At 67.2% G+C, this 18,507-nt stretch carries 23 protein-coding genes; 10 read left to right on the top strand and 13 right to left on the bottom strand.

What is annotated here, in order from left to right; genetic code table 11:
- Positions 1–16 precede the first annotated feature (16 nt).
- Together ACIA49_RS22715 and ACIA49_RS22710 are read left to right on the top strand one after the other, a co-directional pair.
- Entirely contained in the window at positions 17–2,377 is a 2,361-nt protein-coding gene (locus tag ACIA49_RS22715) for an ATP-binding cassette domain-containing protein (RefSeq protein ID WP_396379279.1), read from the top strand.
- Positions 2,364–2,891 (top strand): pyridoxamine 5'-phosphate oxidase family protein, encoded by a 528-nt coding sequence (locus tag ACIA49_RS22710; protein WP_396379277.1) that lies wholly within the window; start codon positions 2,364–2,366, stop codon positions 2,889–2,891. Before ACIA49_RS22715 ends, ACIA49_RS22710 begins: the two co-directional genes overlap by 14 nt.
- Here the strand turns inward: ACIA49_RS22710 and ACIA49_RS22705 are convergent.
- The 3 genes from ACIA49_RS22705 to ACIA49_RS22695 are packed head-to-tail and all read right to left on the bottom strand — an operon-like array spanning position 2,852 to position 4,120.
- Positions 2,852–3,397, bottom strand: coding sequence for a maleylpyruvate isomerase family mycothiol-dependent enzyme (locus ACIA49_RS22705; RefSeq protein ID WP_396379275.1), 546 nt, complete (start codon positions 3,395–3,397; stop codon positions 2,852–2,854). The two genes, ACIA49_RS22710 and ACIA49_RS22705, sit on opposite strands and share 40 nt — an antisense overlap.
- Before the next feature lie 10 nt (positions 3,398–3,407).
- Positions 3,408–3,713, bottom strand: a complete 306-nt coding sequence (locus ACIA49_RS22700) for an alpha/beta fold hydrolase (RefSeq protein ID WP_396379273.1) — start codon at positions 3,711–3,713, stop codon at positions 3,408–3,410.
- Positions 3,714–3,763: 50 nt separating this feature from the next.
- Complete coding sequence (locus ACIA49_RS22695) at positions 3,764–4,120, bottom strand: alpha/beta hydrolase (RefSeq protein WP_396379271.1); 357 nt, start codon at positions 4,118–4,120, stop codon at positions 3,764–3,766.
- Between the two features lie 68 nt (positions 4,121–4,188).
- Here ACIA49_RS22695 and ACIA49_RS22690 point away from each other — a divergent pair, with 68 nt between their 5' ends.
- Both ACIA49_RS22690 and ACIA49_RS22685 read left to right on the top strand, forming a co-directional pair.
- Positions 4,189–4,473 (top strand): ArsR/SmtB family transcription factor, encoded by a 285-nt coding sequence (locus ACIA49_RS22690; protein WP_396379270.1) that lies wholly within the window; start codon positions 4,189–4,191, stop codon positions 4,471–4,473.
- Entirely contained in the window at positions 4,470–4,865 is a 396-nt protein-coding gene (locus ACIA49_RS22685; RefSeq protein ID WP_396379269.1) for a VOC family protein, read from the top strand. The genes ACIA49_RS22690 and ACIA49_RS22685 overlap by 4 nt, the downstream gene beginning before the upstream one ends.
- On the opposite strand, the gene ACIA49_RS22680 is transcribed toward ACIA49_RS22685, so the two are convergent.
- Together ACIA49_RS22680 and ACIA49_RS22675 are read right to left on the bottom strand one after the other, a co-directional pair.
- Positions 4,854–5,534 carry a VOC family protein gene (locus tag ACIA49_RS22680; RefSeq protein WP_396379267.1) on the bottom strand — a complete coding sequence of 227 codons (681 nt, stop codon included), beginning with the start codon at positions 5,532–5,534 and terminating at the stop codon, positions 4,854–4,856. The two genes, ACIA49_RS22685 and ACIA49_RS22680, sit on opposite strands and share 12 nt — an antisense overlap.
- Before the next feature lie 102 nt (positions 5,535–5,636).
- Positions 5,637–6,032 (bottom strand): cupin domain-containing protein, encoded by a 396-nt coding sequence (locus ACIA49_RS22675; RefSeq protein ID WP_396379266.1) that lies wholly within the window; start codon positions 6,030–6,032, stop codon positions 5,637–5,639.
- Between the two features lie 109 nt (positions 6,033–6,141).
- Here ACIA49_RS22675 and ACIA49_RS22670 point away from each other — a divergent pair, with 109 nt between their 5' ends.
- A complete protein-coding gene (locus tag ACIA49_RS22670; RefSeq protein ID WP_396379265.1) occupies positions 6,142–7,203 on the top strand; it encodes an HAD family hydrolase in 1,062 nt (353 codons plus the stop codon).
- Here the strand turns inward: ACIA49_RS22670 and pqqB are convergent.
- From pqqB to pqqA, 5 genes are all read right to left on the bottom strand, one after another.
- Complete coding sequence (gene pqqB, locus ACIA49_RS22665) at positions 7,200–8,009, bottom strand: pyrroloquinoline quinone biosynthesis protein PqqB (RefSeq protein WP_396379263.1); 810 nt, start codon at positions 8,007–8,009, stop codon at positions 7,200–7,202. The two genes, ACIA49_RS22670 and pqqB, sit on opposite strands and share 4 nt — an antisense overlap.
- On the bottom strand, positions 8,006–9,121 hold the full coding sequence (pqqE, locus tag ACIA49_RS22660) for a pyrroloquinoline quinone biosynthesis protein PqqE (RefSeq protein WP_396379262.1): 1,116 nt from the start codon (positions 9,119–9,121) through the stop codon (positions 8,006–8,008). Before pqqE ends, pqqB begins: the two co-directional genes overlap by 4 nt.
- On the bottom strand, positions 9,118–9,405 hold the full coding sequence (pqqD, locus tag ACIA49_RS22655; RefSeq protein WP_396379261.1) for a pyrroloquinoline quinone biosynthesis peptide chaperone PqqD: 288 nt from the start codon (positions 9,403–9,405) through the stop codon (positions 9,118–9,120). Before pqqD ends, pqqE begins: the two co-directional genes overlap by 4 nt.
- Positions 9,402–10,082 (bottom strand): pyrroloquinoline-quinone synthase PqqC, encoded by a 681-nt coding sequence (pqqC, locus tag ACIA49_RS22650; protein ID WP_396379260.1) that lies wholly within the window; start codon positions 10,080–10,082, stop codon positions 9,402–9,404. Before pqqC ends, pqqD begins: the two co-directional genes overlap by 4 nt.
- Before the next feature lie 198 nt (positions 10,083–10,280).
- Complete coding sequence (gene pqqA / locus ACIA49_RS22645) at positions 10,281–10,379, bottom strand: pyrroloquinoline quinone precursor peptide PqqA (RefSeq protein ID WP_396379259.1); 99 nt, start codon at positions 10,377–10,379, stop codon at positions 10,281–10,283.
- Between the two features lie 199 nt (positions 10,380–10,578).
- On the opposite strand from pqqA, the gene ACIA49_RS22640 reads away from it, so the two are divergent.
- The 4 genes from ACIA49_RS22640 (at position 10,579) to ACIA49_RS22625 (ending at position 14,564) form a co-directional block, all read left to right on the top strand.
- Positions 10,579–11,235 carry a hypothetical protein gene (locus ACIA49_RS22640; RefSeq protein ID WP_396379258.1) on the top strand — a complete coding sequence of 219 codons (657 nt, stop codon included), beginning with the start codon at positions 10,579–10,581 and terminating at the stop codon, positions 11,233–11,235.
- Between the two features lie 28 nt (positions 11,236–11,263).
- Complete coding sequence (locus ACIA49_RS22635; protein ID WP_396379257.1) at positions 11,264–12,085, top strand: GNAT family N-acetyltransferase; 822 nt, start codon at positions 11,264–11,266, stop codon at positions 12,083–12,085.
- Between the two features lie 159 nt (positions 12,086–12,244).
- Positions 12,245–13,474, top strand: coding sequence for a hypothetical protein (locus ACIA49_RS22630; RefSeq protein WP_396379256.1), 1,230 nt, complete (start codon positions 12,245–12,247; stop codon positions 13,472–13,474).
- A 25-nt stretch (positions 13,475–13,499) separates the two neighbouring features.
- On the top strand, positions 13,500–14,564 hold the full coding sequence (locus tag ACIA49_RS22625) for an inositol monophosphatase family protein (RefSeq protein WP_396379255.1): 1,065 nt from the start codon (positions 13,500–13,502) through the stop codon (positions 14,562–14,564).
- On the opposite strand, the gene ACIA49_RS22620 is transcribed toward ACIA49_RS22625, so the two are convergent.
- Positions 14,552–15,520 carry a helix-turn-helix transcriptional regulator gene (locus ACIA49_RS22620; protein WP_396379254.1) on the bottom strand — a complete coding sequence of 323 codons (969 nt, stop codon included), beginning with the start codon at positions 15,518–15,520 and terminating at the stop codon, positions 14,552–14,554. The genes ACIA49_RS22625 and ACIA49_RS22620 overlap by 13 nt on opposite strands.
- A gap of 89 nt (positions 15,521–15,609) precedes the next feature.
- Between ACIA49_RS22620 and ACIA49_RS22615 the strand changes: the two genes are divergently transcribed.
- Positions 15,610–16,011: a RidA family protein gene (locus ACIA49_RS22615; RefSeq protein ID WP_396379253.1), complete on the top strand. Its 402-nt coding sequence runs from the start codon at positions 15,610–15,612 to the stop codon at positions 16,009–16,011.
- Between the two features lie 20 nt (positions 16,012–16,031).
- Here ACIA49_RS22615 and ACIA49_RS22610 read toward each other — a convergent pair whose 3' ends face one another.
- Positions 16,032–16,658: a hypothetical protein gene (locus ACIA49_RS22610; protein ID WP_396379252.1), complete on the bottom strand. Its 627-nt coding sequence runs from the start codon at positions 16,656–16,658 to the stop codon at positions 16,032–16,034.
- 9 nt (positions 16,659–16,667) lie between these two features.
- A complete protein-coding gene (locus tag ACIA49_RS22605; protein ID WP_396379251.1) occupies positions 16,668–18,449 on the bottom strand; it encodes an FAD-binding dehydrogenase in 1,782 nt (593 codons plus the stop codon).
- Between the last annotated feature and the right edge of the window lie 58 nt (positions 18,450–18,507).

Genomic DNA, 18,507 nt, shown 5'->3' with positions numbered 1-18,507 from the left:
ACCTGGAGAACCGCGAATGACCGAGCATGTTGCCGACAGCCACGATCTGATCCGGGTCGTCGGCGCCCGCGAGAACAACCTGAAGGACATCAGCGTCGAGATCCCGAAGCGCCGGCTGACGGCGTTCACCGGGGTGTCGGGCTCAGGGAAGAGCTCGCTGGTCTTCAGCACGATCGCCGCGGAGTCGCAGCGCCTCATCAACGAGACGTACAGCGCGTTCCTGCAGGGGTTCATGGCCAACCAGTCCCGCCCGGACGTCGACGTACTGGACGGGCTGACCACCGCGATCATCGTCGACCAGGAGCGGATGGGGGCCAACCCGCGCTCCACGGTCGGGACGGCGACCGACGCGAACGCGATGCTGCGGATCCTGTTCAGCCGGCTCGCGAAACCGCCGGCCGGGCCACCGACGGCGTACTCGTTCAACGTCCCGCGGCGGACCGCGACCGGCTCGATGGTCGCCGAGAAGGGCGCGGGCGTGAAGCAGGTCGTCCGGGAGGCTGTGTACGCCGGGGGCATGTGCGCGCGCTGTGAGGGGATGGGCTCGGTCACCGACTTCGACCTGACCGCCCTGTACGACGACAGCAAGTCGCTGAACGAGGGCGCGCTGACCATCCCGGGGTACAGCATGGAGGGCTGGTACGGGCGGATCTTCCGGGGCAGCGGCTACTTCAACCCGGACAAGCCGATCAAGAAGTTCACCAAGAAGGAACTGCACGACCTGCTGCACCGGGAACCGACCAAGATCAAGGTCGAGGGCATCAACCTCACCTACTCCGGGATCATCCCGCAGATCCAGAAGTCGTTCCTGAGCAAGGATGTCGAGGCGATGCAGCCGCACATCCGCGCGTTCGTGGAGCGGGCGGTGACGTTCACGACCTGCCCGGACTGCGGTGGTACGCGGCTCAGCCAGGAGGCGCTGGCCTCGAAGATCAGCGGGAAGAACATCGCCGATCTGTGCGCGATGCAGATCAGCGACCTGGCCGCCTGGATCCGGAAGCTGAAAGAGCCGTCGGTGAAGCCGCTGCTGAACGCGCTGGGCGACACGCTCGACTCGTTCGTGTCGATCGGCCTGGGCTACCTGTCGCTGGACCGTCCGGCCGGATCGCTGTCCGGTGGTGAGGCGCAGCGGACGAAGATGATCCGGCACCTCGGGTCGTCGCTGACCGATGTCACCTACGTCTTCGACGAGCCGTCGATCGGTCTGCACCCGCACGACATCCAGCGGATGAACGAACTGCTCCTGCAACTGCGCGACAAGGGCAACACCGTCCTGGTGGTCGAGCACAAGCCGGAGATGATCGCGATCGCCGACCACGTCATCGACCTCGGCCCGGCGGCCGGGAGCGAGGGCGGCGAGGTGGTGTTCGAAGGCACCGTCGAGAAGCTGCGCGCCAGTGACACCATCACCGGTCGACACCTGGACGACCGGGCCGCGGTGAAGAGCGAGGTGCGCGCGGGGAACGGCGTACTGGAGGTTCGGGGCGCTTCGACGCACAACCTGCAGAACGTGGACGTCGACGTACCGCTCGGTGTCCTTGTGGTCGTGACCGGCGTGGCCGGGTCGGGGAAGAGCTCGCTGATCCACGGATCGATCGCCGACCGCGAGGGTGTGGTGACGGTCGACCAGAGTGCGATCAAGGGATCGCGGCGGAGCAACCCGGCGACGTACACGGGAATGCTCGAGCCGATCCGGAAGGCGTTCGCGAAGGAGAACGGCGTCAAGCCTGCGCTGTTCAGTGCGAACTCCGAGGGTGCATGCCCGGCGTGTAATGGGGCCGGTGTCATCTATACCGACCTCGGGGTGATGGCGACCTTCGAGGCGACGTGTGAGGAGTGCGGGGGCAAGCGGTTCCAGGCGTCGGTGCTGGAGTACACGCTCGGCGGGCGGAACATTGCCGAGGTGCTCGAGATGCCGGTGGCCGAGGCGGTCGAGTTCTTCGCCGATGGCGATGCGAAGGTTCCGGCCGCGCACAAGATCCTGGACCGGCTGGCGGATGTCGGGCTCGGCTACCTGAAGCTCGGTCAGCCACTGACCACACTGTCCGGTGGTGAGCGGCAGCGGCTGAAGCTGGCCACGCAGATGGCCGACAAGGGCGAGGTCTACATCCTCGACGAGCCGACGACCGGTCTGCACCTGGCCGACGTCGACAACCTGCTCGGCCTGCTCGACCGGCTGGTCGATTCCGGGAAGTCGGTGATCGTGATCGAGCACCACCAGGCCGTGATGGCGCACGCCGACTGGATCATCGACCTCGGTCCCGGGGCCGGGCACGACGGCGGGAAGGTCGTGTTCGAGGGGACGCCGGCCGCGCTGGTGAAGGCCGCGAAGACGCTGACCGGCAAGCATCTGAAGGAGTACGTTGCCGCTCACTAATCCCTGGCTGACGGGTCCAACTCCCGATGGTGTGCTGCCGCGGCCGGAGTTGGAGGAGCGGATCCTCAACCTGCTGTCGACGCAGAACCTTGCGGTGGTAGCGACGGTGAACCGCGATGGTTCACCGTCGGCGACGCCGGTGCGGTACTACAGCCTCGGGTTCGAGATCTTCTACAGCTCGTGGGATTCGTCGGTGAAGTCGCGGAACCTGCGCCGCGATCCCCGCGTGTCGGCGGGCATCGTCGTACCGTATGTCGGTCTTGCCTCAAGCCGCGGTGCACAGTTGTTCGGTACGGCGCGGACGTTGGCGCCGGCGGACGCGGGGGAGTACTGGGAGGCGTTTCGATGGCAGTCCGAGTACGCCGAACGCGGCCGGCCACTGGATGAGCCACCGACCGATCCGCTGACCATCATCACGCCGTCGCGGATTCTCTACACCGACCACTGGTTGCGCCGTACCGGACACGCACCCCGTCAGACCTGGCGACCGAACGCATCCAGCAACGTCGATTGAACTGATGCGTGGGGTGTCCCGCTCGGGCCGTCGCCGTAGGAGCCGAAGGCAAGCATCTCGGTCAGCTTCGGCTCGACGAGAGCCCAGAGGCCTTCGACGACTTCGGTGTCCAGCGTCTCGTCCAGGCCGGCGGACGACAACAGGTCCCAGGCATGCACGACGACATCGACCAGCCGGTATCTGAGGAACGCTTCGGCGGTGATGTCACCGCCTGGATGGTGCACGGTCTGATCGTCTGTCGCCTGGCTGAATGCGGCTCGTTGGTCGGCGGCCGAGTCTCGCAGCTCAGCCGGGCCGTTTGGTTGCGCGCGAACCGCAGCCCACGCCTCCGCTGCCCCGGCTCCGGCGAGCACCGCCACAGCAAAGCGGTTGCCCTCGACAACATGCTCGACCAGCTCGCGGATGCTGACCTCGCACGGCGTCGGGAGCTCCCAGCTGTTGTCCGGCAGCTCGGTCACCACGCGCTCGAACTCGGCTGAGGCCTTCGTCAGCAGCTCCACGTTCATGCCGAACACGCTACTGGGTGCGTGACAGCCAGCTGTCGAGGGTGGCCATGAACTGGTCGAAGTGGGAGTACCAGATGGTGTGGTCGGCGCCGGGGATGGCGTGGACGGTGAAGGTCTCCGCTTGGAGTTCGGCGGCTCGGGTTGATGAGACGTAGCGGCTGGGGTCTGCGTGGATGACGAGTGATGGGGTGTCGGGGGTTGGTACTTGGTGTTGGTTGTCGCCGAGCTCCAGAGCGACTGCGGTGGCGATGTCGAATTGCTGGGCCGCTGTCGCCTCGACTTGGCGGTCGGTCTCTGACCAGGCAGGCTTGGTCATGCGTAGTGCTTCGATGGACCGGCCGGCTTGGGCTGCGGTGAACTTGGCGGTCAGCTCTTCGGCCGTGCGGGGGGACCGGAGGAGGCGATGAGCGGAATGTCGACGAAGACCGATCGCTCCGGTTGGAGCGCGGTTGCCGCCAGTACGACGCCGCCCAGCGACTGACCAATCGCGAGTGCGGGGTGGTTGGGGACGACTGCGGTGACGGCGGTTGCCCAGGCGGCGAGGTCGGAACGCGCTGGTGGTGAGTTGCCGTGGCCGGGGAGGTCGACGGCGACAGCTCGGTAGCCGCGGTCGGCCAGCGCTGGGCCGATCCGGTGGTATTGCTGGGCCGAGCCCAGCATCCCGTGCAGGAGGACGGCGACCCGCTCGCCGGTACCCCAGGTCGTCGTACGGAGGCTGCTCACCTCTGCTTCGACGCGCGATGGGGGCGAGGAGTTGATAGGCAAGTGGTTACTTGCCTATAGTGACGCGCGTGGTCACGGTGTTCCGGGCGTTGAACGACGAGACGCGGCGGGTGATTCTCGACGAGCTGGCGGCGCGTGACGGCCAGACGCTGTTCGAGATCTGCTCGACGCTGACGACGCGGCACGGGCTGTCGTCGACGCGGCAGGCAATCTCGCAGCACCTCGGGGTGCTGGAGGAGGCCGGGCTGGTCACGACGGAGAAGCGTGGGCGCTCGAAGTTCCACTATTTCAATCCCGCGCCACTCGCGGAGATCACGCGACGGTGGCCGGTCGGCGAGAGGACCGCGGAATGAGAATCAACCTGGTGAGTGTGTTCGTGGACGATCAGCGGGCCGCGCTCGCGTTCTACACTGACGTACTCGGCTTCACGAAGAAGCACGACATCCCGCTCGGCGAGGCCTCCTGGCTGACCGTCGTGTCACCTGATGCCCCGGACGGGCCCGAGCTGCTGCTGGAGCCGGCGGGTCACCCCGCGGTCAAGCCGTACCGCGATGCGCTGGGCGAGGACGGGATTCCGCTCGTGCAGTTCGCCGTGGACGACGTCGAGGCTGAGCATGCTCGGTTGACGGCGCTGGGCGTGGTGTTCACCCAGCCGCCGACCGATGCGGGCATGGTGATGATGGCCGTCCTCGACGACACCTGCGGGAACCTCGTGCAGATCGTCTCGCCGAAGTCAGCCGGCTAGAACGACGAACTCGTTGCCGTCGGGATCGATCAGTACGCCGTCCTCGCCGGTCTTCGCGCCGAGAGCGACGAGGCGGTCGATCTCGGCCTGCAGGTCGCCGTCCGCGATCAGCTTGAACTGCAGGCGGTTGACGCCGAGCTTGGGGTTCACGGGCGGGCCACCCCAGGCGATCTTGGTGCCGCCGTACGGCGCCTGGATCGCGGTCTCCTCGTCCTGGTCCCAGACGAGCGGCCAGTCCAGCGCCTTGGCCCAGAAGTAGCCGACCGCCTGGCTGCCGTCCGACGACAGCGCGCCGATCACGGCGGTGTTGGCGAGGAAGTTGTTGGTCGGCTCGATCACACAGAACTCGTTGCCCTCGGGATCACCCAGTACGACGTGCGGCTCGTCCGGCGACTGCCCGATGTCGAGGTGCTGTCCACCCAGCTCGAGGACGCGGTCGACCTGCGCCTGCTGATCGTCGAGCGACGTACTCGTCAGGTCGAAATGCATCTGGTTCGGGCTGAGCTTCGGCAGGTCGCTGGCCACGAAGCGGAGTCGGAAGGCTCGCTCGTCAGCGGGTGCGATGACAGCGTCGTCGACGACCTCGAAGCCGAGCACGCCGGCCCAGAACCGCGCCAATCCGGCAGGATCTTTCGCTGCGTAGGTCAGTTCCTGCAGACGAACGCCCATCGGTTCCCACATCCCAACTCTCGGCCGGTGCAACACGAACACCGTAGACCGCTCCCGCCCCGGGAGCATGTGATTAAACGCTCCGAGGGCGGGAAGTCCGGGCTACCTCACGCGAAGGTGCTCGCGTTCGGCGAGCTCCTCGGCGCTGACCATCGTCAGGATCGGAGCACCCGGTTCCGAGAACAGTGTCACGACGAACGACGTCTCAGCGTCCTCCAGGTTGTTGGAGCCCTGGAGGTGGATCACATCACCGCCCGGCTCATAGAGCGCTTCACCCGCCTTCAGTACCCGCGGCGCCTGCCCCTCCAACTCGAACAAGACCTCGCCCGCGATCACATACCCGAAGACCGGCCCCGGATGCCGGTGCGGCGGCGCCCCTGGATCACCAGGCGCCAGTGTGATCCGAGCCGTCCTGGCCTCCGCCCCGGCCGGAATCTCGAACGCCGACCCAGACAGCGTCGAGATGACCTCGACCCCAGGCGGCAGCTGCTCACTCATCTAGTCCTCCGAATCAATGGCTGTCACCACCCCAGACCGAACACCTGCACCGTTTGTGACATCCGTTATCGCGGTGCGCCGCATGACGGGGTGCGGCATCATCGGCCCGGTGAGCGACGAACCGTACGTTCGGATCCAGGTGGAGTACCGCGGGCGCCTCGGCGTCGAGGTCGGGGTTTTCGTCGCGGTCGACCATCTACGGCGCTCGGGGCGGCTGTCGCCTGTTGATGAAGCGCGCTACCTCGATATCGACGACTGGTTCAACGAGCACCTGCCAAACCCGGTTTTCTACGCTGACGGCAACAGCATCGGCGCGGTCACCTGGTTCAAGCCGCCGATTCAGCCGGAGATGCTGACCCGCATTGACGAGCTGTGCAGGATCCTGACCACCTACGCCGTCCCGCATCACAGCGTGACCTCCGCTGATCCGGGAGCGATCGTGTACGACGACGAGTTCCAGGTCGGCGTGATTCCGCACCTACGCGGTCCTCAGACGCCATTACCCGTCCAGGGAGGGTTGCTGCCCACGAGTGGCGGCTCCAAGAGGGTGGTCGCTGCGTCCCCCATCCGCCATGTGCTGTGGGATGCGGATGGGGTGCTGCAGGAGTTGCCGGGTGGGTGGTACTCGGCGATGGAGCCGTATCTCGGAGAGCGCTCTCGGGAGTTTCTGCATCGGACCTGGAATGACGAACTGCCGATGCTGGCCGGGCGAGGGGACTACCTCCCGGTGCTGGCGGCGACCTTGCGCGAGTTCGGAGTCAGCGTTCCAGTGGGTGAGGTGTACGACGCGGTGTGGAAGAACATCGTGGTGTTCGAGGAATCGCTGGACGTGGTTCGGGGTCTTCGGCGCAACGGGTACGGCGTCCACCTGGGGACGAATCAGGAGTCGTATCGCGGCGGGTACATGCGAACGGCGCTCGGGTACGACGAGTTGTTCGACGTGAGTTGCTATTCGTACGACCTCGGTGTGGCCAAGCCGGATCTGGGGTTCTTCACTGAGGCGGCTCGGCGGATCGGGGCCGACGTACAGGCGGTGCTGTTCATCGACGACACCGCTCAGAATGTCGAGGGAGCGCTTGCTGCTGGGATGGCGGCTGAGCAATGGGATCTGGCGCAGGGGCATGACGTGCTGATCGAACTGCTTGCGCGGCATGGGGTTTCGGCGGGTTAGATCTCCCAGCGAGTGCCGTCATCGGGGATGACGTGCCCGTGCTTCTCGACGGCTTTGCGCTCGGGTGATTCGGCGTCGAGCACGGGGTTGGTGTTGTTCAGGTGGGTGAACGCCAGCGGCAGATCGAGTTGCTCGATCGTGGTGGTGATCGGCAGGTGACCCATGACGGTTTGGCCGGGCATCTCGTCGGTGCTGTGGAAGGTTCCGTCGAGCAGGACGTACGTCGCGCCGGCGGCGAACTGTTCGAACCCATCGGGTAGGTGGGCGACACAGGGGGCGTAGACGAGTGCGCCGCCGTTGTGCTCGAAGCGGTACGCGATCACCCACGGTCCGGGGGCCGGATCGTCGGCGTACCGGGGGCGTTTGTCGCTGACGGCCAGGGTCTTGACGGTGATGCCGTCGAGCTCGTCCGGGACTGGGGACCACGTCCAGGCGTGATAGCGATCGGTGATGTCCCGGAAACGAGAGAGCGCGTTCAGCACGGCCGCTGGGGCGTGGACGGTCAGTGTCTCGGCCTCGCGCAGGAGGAGCAGGCCCAGTGTGTGGTCGAGCTCCGCATCAGTGAGGAGGACGCCGCGGATCGGTGTGTCGCGCAGGCCGGGACCGGCGAGGAGCTCGGGCGTGGCGAGGATCTGGGCGCGGACATCCGGGGAAGCGTTCACCAGGTACCAATTGTTGCCGTCGGCACTGATCGCCAGGCCGTCCTGGGTCCGCGGTTCGAGGCTGGGGTTGCGACAGGTCGGGCAAGCACAGTTCCATTGCGGGAACCCGCCGCCGGCCGCCGTACCGAGCACGATCACCTTCATCGGCTCGGGCTCCGCATCACCAGGCCGGTACGGCGGGGTTCGGCCAGGATGAGGTCGACGACGCCGCGATCCGGCGACTTGTGGCAGACCGGGTCGGTGGCTGCCGCATCGCCGGTGAGCAGGAACGCCTGGCACCGGCAACCGCCGAAGTCGGTGTCGCGCCGGTCGCAGCTTCGGCAGGTGTCGCTCATCCAGTCGTCGCCGCGGTAGGCGTTGAACGAGCCGGAGTCGTACCAGATCTCGGCCAGGGAGCGCTCTCTGACGTTCTCGAGCTGCAGCGTGCTGATGGCGCCAGCCGCTGGGCATGGCAGGACGGTTCCATCCGGTGCGATGGTGATCTGGCGTGCGCCCCAGCCGTAGGTGCAGGGCTTGGGGTACTTCTCCGGGTAATCCGCGATCACATAGACGATCTGCATCTTGCCTTTGAGCCTGGTGAGCGCGTCCTGAACGATCGACTCGGCCGCGGCGAGCTGCTCCGCGGTCGGCATCAGCTGAGAGCGGTTTCTCAGGGCCCAGCCGTAGTACTGGGTGTTCGCGAGTTCGAGCCGGTCGGCGCCGAGCTCCTCGGCGAAGTCGATCAGCGCGGCGACCTGGTGGTGGTTCTCCCGGTGCAGCACGACGTTGACGCTCAGCGGAAGGCCCGCCTGCCGGACGAGGTCGGCGGCGACAATCTTGTGGTGGTGTGCGCGGGTGCCGGCGATCCGGTCGCCCGTTGCTGCGTCGGCACCCTGGACAGAAAGCTGGACATGGTTGAGTCCGGCGTCGACCAGGCTCTGCAGACGGGACTCGGTGAGACCGAGACCGCTGGTGACGAGATTGACGTAGGCGCCGAGGTTGGCGGTGTGCTCGATCAGTTCAGCCAGGTCCTTGCGGCCGAGCGGTTCGCCTCCGGAGAAGTGCACCTGCAGTACGCCGATGTGGTGTGCCTGGGTGAGGACATCGCGCCAGGCGGCTGTGTCGAGCTCCTGGTCACGGGTGAGGAGCTCGATGGGGTTGGAGCAGTATCCGCAATGCAGAGGGCAGCGGTGGGTGAGTTCGGCGGTCAGGCTGAGCGGCGGGATCGCGCCCTTGGGGTTCTGCGCGGCTGGGGCTTCGGGGAGCGGGCTGGTCATGTCCACTCCACTACCTGCTTGTCGGCGAGACGGTCGAGCAGGCTGCGAATCTGCTCGGGCCGGACGGCGTCGTACCGGTCGGCGAGGAGACTCGTGATCTCGGTCAGAGAGCGCTCTCCGTCGCACAGCTCGAGGACTGCGGTGGCGGTGGGGTTCGGGATCAGTACGCCCTCGGGATGCAGGACGACCGGGGTGTTCCGGACCTTGTCGTGGCTCAGCCGGACGCCGCGGCGGATGCGCGGCCGGAGATCGTCGGAGAGCGCTCCCTCGGGTTCAGCAGTCATTTCTTACTCGCCGCGTGATCGATTGCGTCGAGCAACGACCACAGGACGTCACACTTGAAGGAGAGGGCGGCGATGGCGGCTTCCTGCTGGGCGCGGGAGCGGCAGTGTTCGACGACCAGATCGAGAGTGGCTTGGCCTTCACCGGCGACTGCGTCGATGCGGTTCGTGAAGTAGGCGAGGTCATCGGGGCGGATCCAGTCGTACTGCGCGAGCATGTCGGCGACGCGCGCCTTCATCAGGTGGCCGGAGAACATCTCGGTCAGCCCGGAGGCGACCGCCTCGACCCACGGTTTGGTGCGTGCGAAACCGACGTAGGCGTCGACGGCGAACCGGGCGCCGGGAACGACGTGCCGTTCGTCGAGTACCTCGTCACGGTTCAGCCCGACGGCTTCGCACAGCCGCAGCCACCGTTCCATGCCGCCTTCGCCCGGGGCGGTTCCGTCGTGGTAGACGATCCGGGGCAGCCACTGACGCCGTACCTCAGGGAGTGGGCAGTTGCTGATGATCGCGGCGTCCTTGCGGGGGATCGCACTCTGGTAGTACCAGCGGTTGGCGGCCCAGACCTGCAGCCCCGGCTGGGACAGTTCACCGGCGTGCATCCGGTGGTGGAACGGGTGGGTTCCCCAGTACCGATGGGAAAGGCCGCGCAGTGCCCCGGTGAATTCGTCTGCGCTCATCGGCTGCATAGAACCTCCTGAGTGATCCGGCCATTCATGGAACGATTTCCAGATTTCGCCCACGGGACGGAACTCAGGGGAATTCAGCGAAACACCTGCCCCGACCGGCGGCTGCTGCCACCGGCCAGGGCAGGCCGATCATCAGGTGGGGGCGGAAACCCGATGATCACTTTGCTGTACAGGGGATACGGGTGGTGATCAGTTCACTCGGCCGGCGTATCCGGTGACCTCGGTGGGGGTCTCGAACTCGGTGAAATCCGGGGCGATCCAGTCTTCCCGGGCAGTGTTTTCCACCATCATTTGTCTCCTTGCGATCGTGGCGGGGGGCGCCGTCCTCGATATTCCCGGTCCAAGGGGCCGGAATCAGCACACTAGAGTGTCGGAGAAGGCTTTCCAAGAGTTGTCCCGCGATTCGAGCATTTCCGGTCTCGCGCACCGGCTGTGATCAGCCGTAAACCAGTAGTCGCCGGTACGTCGCTTCGGTAGCCTCCGCGAGGTGACACCAGACGAGGCCCGGCACCTACTGGCGGCCTACGCACGCGGCCGCGCCGACTGGCTCAGCCGCACGGCCTCGACCCTGCAGGCCGGGGGAGTCTGGCTGGTCGGCTCACTCGCGACCGGAGCCGACGATGAGTGGAGCGACCTCGACCTCATCGTTGTCGACGGTCAACCGGTGCTCGACGGAAGCCCCCTGACGATCGAGATGCCGGCCAACGGCCCGGCCGACGGTGGGTACCTCGGCGCGATGTACGACGTCGCCGGTCTCCCGCTCTGGGTCGACTGGTACCTCTGGCCGTCCCACGCCGCCATTCCCCGCGAGGCGCGCCTGCTGGCCGGCAGCGGAACCCCCGGCACTCTCGACCTTAACGCGACTCTCGACCATCTCGGCCGGGGTCGGCCGGGGACGCCGCCAGACCCGGACACCTTCGCCCTCGCCATGCTGCCCCTGGCCGCCAAACACGTCGCCCGAGGCAACCACGAGACCGCCGCCGCGATCGTCACCATGCTCGGCGCCCAAGCTGGGACCAACGTTGCCGCAGCATTGGCCGCCGTACTGTCTGATCTCAACAGCAACCATCCGGCCGCTGCACTCGTTCGCCGGCACTTGGATGTCGTCCGCTCGATTATCGGAGGTTGTACTGCGACAGCGTGATCTCGACGGGCCTGACAGTGTCCGGCTGATGCAAGAGTTGGTGCAGCGGACCTGGACGTCCGCGTCGCGCCTTCACATCGGTGACGTGGCGTGGGAGCGGGCCGTGAATGCGAGGCGGCACGGGGATACCTGGCGTACGACGTTCTGGGAGGACGGCGATCAGGTCGTCGCGTGGGGATGGGCGGAGCCTGACCACCTCTCGCTCGTGGTCGACCCGGCTCACGCCGGGGTAGCAGCCGACGTACTGGAGCGGTTCCAGAAGCTTGCGCCTGACGGTGCGGTCAGTGTCCTCGAGACCGAGACGCACCTGGTGACCGCGCTGGAGGCTGCCGGCTATCACTCGGACGACGAGGCCCCGTTCTTCACTCACCACCGCATCTCGCTCAGCGACCTTCGTACGCCGGTCGTTCCCGACGGATTCACGCTCCGGCACACCCACCCTGACGAGATCGCGAAGCGTGCAGCCGCCCATCGTGCAGCCTGGTCCGACATCGCGCCGTCCCAGCTGTCCGATGAGGACATGGCCGCTGTGATGTCCGTCTGGCCGTATCAACCTGAACTCGACTGGGTTGTCGAAGCTCCGAACGGCGAGTTCGCGGCCTCAGCGCTGATCTGGCACGACAAGGTGCACGGCATCGGACTGGTCGAACCCGTCGGCTGCGCACCGGCGTACCGGCGTCAGGGCCTGGCCCAAGCGGTCAACCTCGCCGCCCTCCACGCCCTCCGCGACGCCGGCGCCACCCACGCAATGGTCTGCCCCCGCGGCGACGACGGCTACCCGCAGGCCCGCGCCCTCTACCAGTCCATCGGCTTCCGGCCAGGCGCCCGCACCAAGCTGTACGTCCGCTAGGGGAATAGACGGACCTGGGCCACTCACTAACTCTTCCACAAGGGCCTCCTCGAGGCTTGGCCGAGCGTGAGCTCCACGCTGCCGACAGGGTTAGTGAGTGGCTGGGGTCCGGCACGGCAAATCGCAGCGCCCCAGGCGTGGGTCGAATATCGTCGGGGGATGGAGTTGCTGGCCTGCGGTCACCTAGCGAACGAGGGACCGTTCCGGACCTGCCTACACCTGTGTGTGGAGGAGGCCTCGCAGGTGTCGCGGCTGTATACGGGACGCGGCGGCGACTACCACCTGTTGTGCGGAGCATGTGCCAAGCTCGATGACCTGTGGTCGCAGTTGGCGGCTGTTTGTGAGGGGTGCACCGACCGAGCTGACGCGCGCAGTGTCGACCACGTCAGCGGTCAGCCCGAGGTACGGCGTCTGGACCGGCCGCTCGATGGATGCTTCTCCGAGGATGCAGCCCCCGTCCGCCCGAGGAATGATCGGTGCCTCGCGCCGATGGCAGACGGGTGGCTCGCGTACACCGGCCATCACCTCGTGCCGTCGGGCGGCACGTCGTACAAGCTTGAGTTGCCGGGCGACGAAGACGACGACAGCTTCGGTACGCCGGGACCGGCGCTGCACGTGTCTGAGGACGGGCGGTACGCGGCGGTCGTTCGCGACTTCGGCCGGTACGGCGTAGTGGTGGATCTCGCCGATGGCCGGGTGACGCTGCGGCTCGACCGCCAGGACTACTGCAACTTCGCGACGCCGTTCCCGATCGCCTTCCTGCCTGACGGCACGTTGGTGGCCGCGACTGACTGGAACCGCCTGGATCGGTTCAACCCGGCTACCGGCGAGCTGCTGACACCGCGCGATACCGAACTGCGTGACAAGGAGAACCCGCCACCTGACTACCTCGACTACTTCCACGGCGCGCTGACGGTCAGCCCGACGGGCCGCTGGCTGCTGGACGACGGCTGGATCTGGCACCCAGTCGGCGTACCGGCCGTCGTCGATCTCGCTGCCTGGCAGGACGGACGGACATTCGCTGCCGAACACGGTAACGAGCTGGTCGTCCGCGACTACCTCTGGAACCAGCCTGCGAGTTGGGTGAATGACAGCGTCGTAGCGATCCAAGGCGTTGGCGACGGCATCGATGCCTTGGTCGACGGTGTGCAGTTGTACGACGCTCGGAGCGGGGCTCGCGTTGGGACGGTGTTCGGGCCCAAGGGGCGGATGTGGGGTGTCGACGGTCGGCTTGCGGTGGTCGGGGAGGACGGGCTGGAGTTCTGGGATCCGGCCGAGGGCGCGCGCGTCGGCGTACTGGCGGGGTATCGGCCGACTGCCTACAACCCGCGGACGCGGACCTTCGCCGCGCTCGACAATCAGGTGCTACGGACGTACCGACTCACATAACTGTGGCTGTCTGCGTTGTAGGGGCATGTCACGTCGAACGCTGCTGGGCCGGACCGCGACGCATGCCGCGGAGTGGTCGCGCCGCGGCCGGGCCGTCCCTGTGTACGCCGCGATCCGGGCGCTCGGCCGGGACGGGGTCCGCGCGCTGGTCGAGCGGTGCTGCGATCACGCCCGCGAGCTGGTCCACGGGATCGGCGCATTACCGGACGTCGAGGTGCTGTCCGAACCTGGCATCAACCAGGGACTCGTCCGATTCCGCTCGGCCGACGGTGACCACGACCGCCGTACCGACGAGGTGATCGCGGACCCAGGCCGGCGGCGAGACCTGGTTCAGCGGTTCAGCACGCTGCTAGCTTGGGCGGCGATGAACGACCTTGAGCTCGCCTTCAGTACGGCGGACCTGGCGGCCGAGCTGGCCCTCACCCACTTCAGGACCGGTGTGGCCGTCTCGCTCAAAGCTGACGGCTCGCAGGTCACCGAGGCCGACCGCGCCGTCGAGCAACTCCTCCGCGACACCCTCTCAGCCGCCCGTCCCGGCGACGCGTTCCTGGGTGAGGAGTTCGGCGAGCTGGGCGAGTCCGACCGCGTCTGGATCCTCGACCCGATCGACGGCACCAGCTTCTTCACCCGCGGCGACCCCAACTGGCGGATCCACCTCGCCCTCGAGATCAACGGCATCATCGAACTCGCCGTCGTCGCCGCCCCCGCACTCCAGCGCACCTGGTGGGCAACCCGAGGCGGCGGCGCCTACGAGTCCGCCCCCTCCGGAACCCGCCGCCTCCACGTCAGTACGACGGCAACGCTCGCGACCGCCGTACTGGATGCCCTAGGCAACGACCCCCGCCTCCCCACCGCCCGCCCACCCGCCACCCCACTCCCACTGGTCGAGCTGGTCCGCGGCGAACTCGACGCCTTCCTGGTCGAGCGCTACTACAAATGGGACCACGCCCCCTGGATCCTCCTGGTCGAAGAAGCCGGCGGCCGCTTCACCAACCCCACCGGCACCAACACCGGCGACCAAGGCGGCGGCCTCTACTCCAACACCAACCTCCACCCCGAACTCCTCAAAGCCCTCAACTATCCCTCGTAGCGGGCGGCTAGTTTGGCGGCTTTGGTTTGGAGGGTGGTTCGGAGCCAGGTGGGGGAGAGGGCTTCGGCGTGGGTGGCTAGTTGCCAGAGGGCCCATTCGGCGTGACGGCGGTCTTGGAAGGTTAGTTCTAGGCGGAGCCAGCCGTCGGGGTCGACGGTTTCGGTGTGGATGGTGAGGGCGGTGCGGGCCAGTTCGTCGCGGCGGGTGGGGTGGACTCGGGCTTGGACGGTGACTTGGTCGCCGCCGGTGCGGAACTGGGTGGTGCGGTCCTGCCAGGCTTGGTCGAGGTCGACGCGGGGTGAGCGTTCGGCGGGTTCGGTGAGGGCTTCGGCGGCTTGGATGCGGGACAGGCGGTAGGTGCGGTCGGAGCCGGCGCGGGTGGCGAGGAGGTAGCCCTGGTCCCGGACGGTGACGACGCCGATCGGGTCGACCTCGCGCCACTGCGGGGGCTTGTTGAAGGCGGCGTACTCGATGCGGAGTTTGTGGCCGGCCAGTACGGCGCGCAGGACCTCGGCGGCGACGCTGTCGGGGAGTTCGTCGGTGAGGATCGGGCGGGCGAGCAGGTCGGCGGCTGGGTCGATGAGCAGTCGCTGGGAGGCGCCGGCGGCAGTGCTCCGGTAGCTCTCGGGCAGCGCGTCGATCACCTTGAGCATCGCGGACGCGAGGGCGGAACCGAGACCGAAGGCTTGAGCGCCGCGGCGTGATCCGGCGACCACGAGAGCGAGCGCCTCGTCTTGGTTGAGTCCGGTCAGTTCGGTCTGGAATCCGGGCAGCAGCGCAAACCCGCCGTACCGGCCGCGCTCGGCGTAGACCGGTACGCCGGCCGCGGACAGCGCCTCGATGTCGCGCAGGACCGTGCGGGTCGAGACCTCGAGCTCGCGGGCCAGCCGGACCGCGGACAACTGGCCGTGCTGGCGCAGTAACAGCACAAGCGAAACCAGCCGGTCAGCACGCATGCGGAAACCCTACCGGCATACACGACAGAGGGTGTCTTGATTGCCTGGAAGGCTTGTCAGTAAGAGAAAACAAGCCGAAGGGAACTGATGTGGGAGTAGCACGAACGGCGGTCAATCCGTGGGCCTGGTCGAGGGAACTGGGGTACAACCAGGCAGAGCTCGTCTCGGGTCACACCCGGACCCTGTACTGCGCGGGCCAGACCTCGATGAACGCCGACGGCAAGCCCGAACACGCCGGTGATCTGGGCGCGCAGCTCGCGCTGAGCCTCGACAACCTGGAGGCTGTTCTCGCCGAAGCCGGCATGTCGCTGGCGGACGTGGTCCGGCTCAACGTGTACACCACCGACGTCGACACGCTCTTCAGCGAGTACGGCGTACTGGCCGGCCGCCTGGGCACTGCCGGCGTGGCTCCCGCGACCACGATGCTGGGCGTGACGCGCCTGGCGATACCTGACCTACTGGTCGAGCTCGAGGCCACGGCGGTCGCGTGAGGCGCGCCTGGGATTGGTGATCACCAGGGTTCCGGCCGGGTGCCTGCCGTGGCATCCGGCGGATTGCCCGCTCGGCGCCTGGCGAGGTCCACGCTGACCGGGAGCAGTCCGATCCGGGCCCGGTTCGCGTCAACAGCCTCAGCATCCAGGTCAGGCTTTAGCTCGCCGTCTTGAAAGGCTGTCGCCAGTACGGCGTACTCCGGCGACCGGCTCGTCCGCGCGCACTGGTTGTCGACTATGTGCGCCAGGTGCCGCGGGTGCGCCTCGCCAGCCTGTACGGCGTGCTCCAGCAACGGGATGCACTCGGCCTGGAAGGTCAGATTCTCCGGCGTACCGATCGTGTGGACTCCTGATCCAGCGTGCTGGAGAATCAGCCAGAACGCGTCGGAACCGTCCTCGCCGACGAGTGACCTTCCAGGCCAGGCCCGCTCAGCCAGCACACCTCGCAGCCACTTCACGTTGTCGTGCACGACCGCGAGGACACGCCGTACCGGCTCAGGTCCGTCCAGTGTCTCCAGTAACGAGTACGGCCACGGCACGTCTGACTGTGGTCGGCTGTAGCTGTCCGCGGCCGCCAGGAACGCGCCGACAGCAGCACTGTCGGCGCTGGCCCTGGCGAGCACCTCTGAACGCAACTGGTTGTCCACGCACCCAAACTAGGCGCTTTCGGCCGCGGCGGCGCGCCCGGTCTGGCGGCCGGTGAACAGGCACCCACCGAGGAAGGTTCCTTCGAGGGCGCGGTAACCGTGGACGCCGCCACCTCCGAAGCCGGCGACCTCACCGGCGGCGTACAGACCAGGTACGGGTTGGCCGTTGGTACCGAGGACGCGGCCGGAGAGATCGGTCTGGAGTCCGCCGAGTGTCTTGCGGGTGAGCACGTTCATCCGGATCGCGATCAGCGGGCCGGCTGACGGGTCGAGGAGTTTGTGCAGCGGCGCGGTACGGGCGAGGCTGTCACCGCTGTAGGCGAGTGAGTTGCGAATGCCCATCACCTGACTGTCCTTGGTGAACGGGTTGTCGACCTGCTGATCGCGTACGACGATCTGCCGCCGGAGCTGGTCGTGATTGATCAGGTTGGTCCCGGTCAGCTGATTCATCCCGGTGACAAGGTCGGGCAGCGTGTTGGCGATCACGAAATCCTCGCCCTTGTCCATGAACGCCTTCACCGGCGGCGGCGTACTGTTCAGCAGCCGCATGGCGAGGTAGGCGACCAGGTCCTTGCGGGTCAGCTCCGGGTTCTGCTCCGAGCCCGACAGGACGAACTCCTTGTCGATAATCTTCTTGTTCAGCACGAACCACGAGTAGCCGTGACCGGACTGCCCGATCAGCTCCAGCGTCCCGAGCGTGTCGTAGCTGGGGACGCCCGGGTTGGCGAAGCGGCAGCCGGTGGCGTCGAACCACATCGAGGACGGCGCGGCCAGCACGCGGATGCCGTGACCGGGCCAGATCGGGCTGTGGTTGACCATGCCTTCGGTGTAGTGCCACATCCGGTCGGGGTTCACGGTGCGTGCGCCGGCACGGTTGCTGATGGCAAGCATCCGGCCGTCGACATGCGCCGGTACGCCGGTGATCAGCCGGGCCGGCGGCGTACCGAGCCGGGCCGGCCAGTTCGCACGGACTAGGTCGAGGTTGCCGCCAATGCCACCAGACGTGACGATCACCATGGGTGCATGCAGTTCGAACTCGCCGACCTTCACCCGCGAGCTCGGCGTACCGCGCGCCGCAGTACTCGCCTCCAGGACACTGCCCTGTACGCCGGTCACCGCGCCGTTGGAGGTGATCAGTCGGTCGACCTGATGCCGGAACTTCAGCGTCACCTTGCCCTCGGCCGCCGCGGCGCGGACCTTCTTCTCGAACGGTTCCATCACGCCCGGACCGGTCCCCAGGGTCAGGTGGAAGCGCGGCACCGAGTTGCCCGGGCCGTCGGCCAGCTGACCGCCGCGCTCGGCCCAGCCGACGATCGGGACCCAGGTGAGTCCGAGGCTCGCCAGCCAGGAACGCTTCTCGCCGGCGGCGAACTGCAGGTATGCCTCGGCCCAGCGCGATCCCCAGTAGTCCTGGCCGAGCGGATCGTCGACTCCGCGGTCGAACCCCGCCGTACTGAACCAGTCGTTGCGGGCCAGGTCGATCGAGTCGCGGATACCGGCGAGGCGTTGTTCGGGGGAGTTGATCAGGAACAGGCCGCCGAGTGACCAGAACGCCTGTCCGCCCAGGCTGGCCTCGGGTTCTTGATCGAGCAGGAGGACTTTTCGTCCGGCCGCGACGAGTTCGGCGGTCGCGACCAGGCCGGCCAGTCCGGCACCGACGACGATCACGTCGGCATCGATCTGCGCCGCGGCCGACGCCGGACGCGGCCCGAACGCGCCCAACGCCGTAGCGGCTGCTATTCCGCCGCCGGCGGCCAGGACGCTGCGGCGGCTAAGACTGTTGTCACCCATCGAGTCATCCCCTCACAAAGATGCACTACCGTTCAGTAAGGGTAGGGTTTGTGACGGG

It is taken from the genome of Kribbella sp. NPDC051587, assembly GCF_044453945.1.
Classification (GTDB): Bacteria; Actinomycetota; Actinomycetes; order Propionibacteriales; family Kribbellaceae; genus Kribbella.
This window is presented reverse-complemented; position numbering and strand designations above follow the sequence as displayed.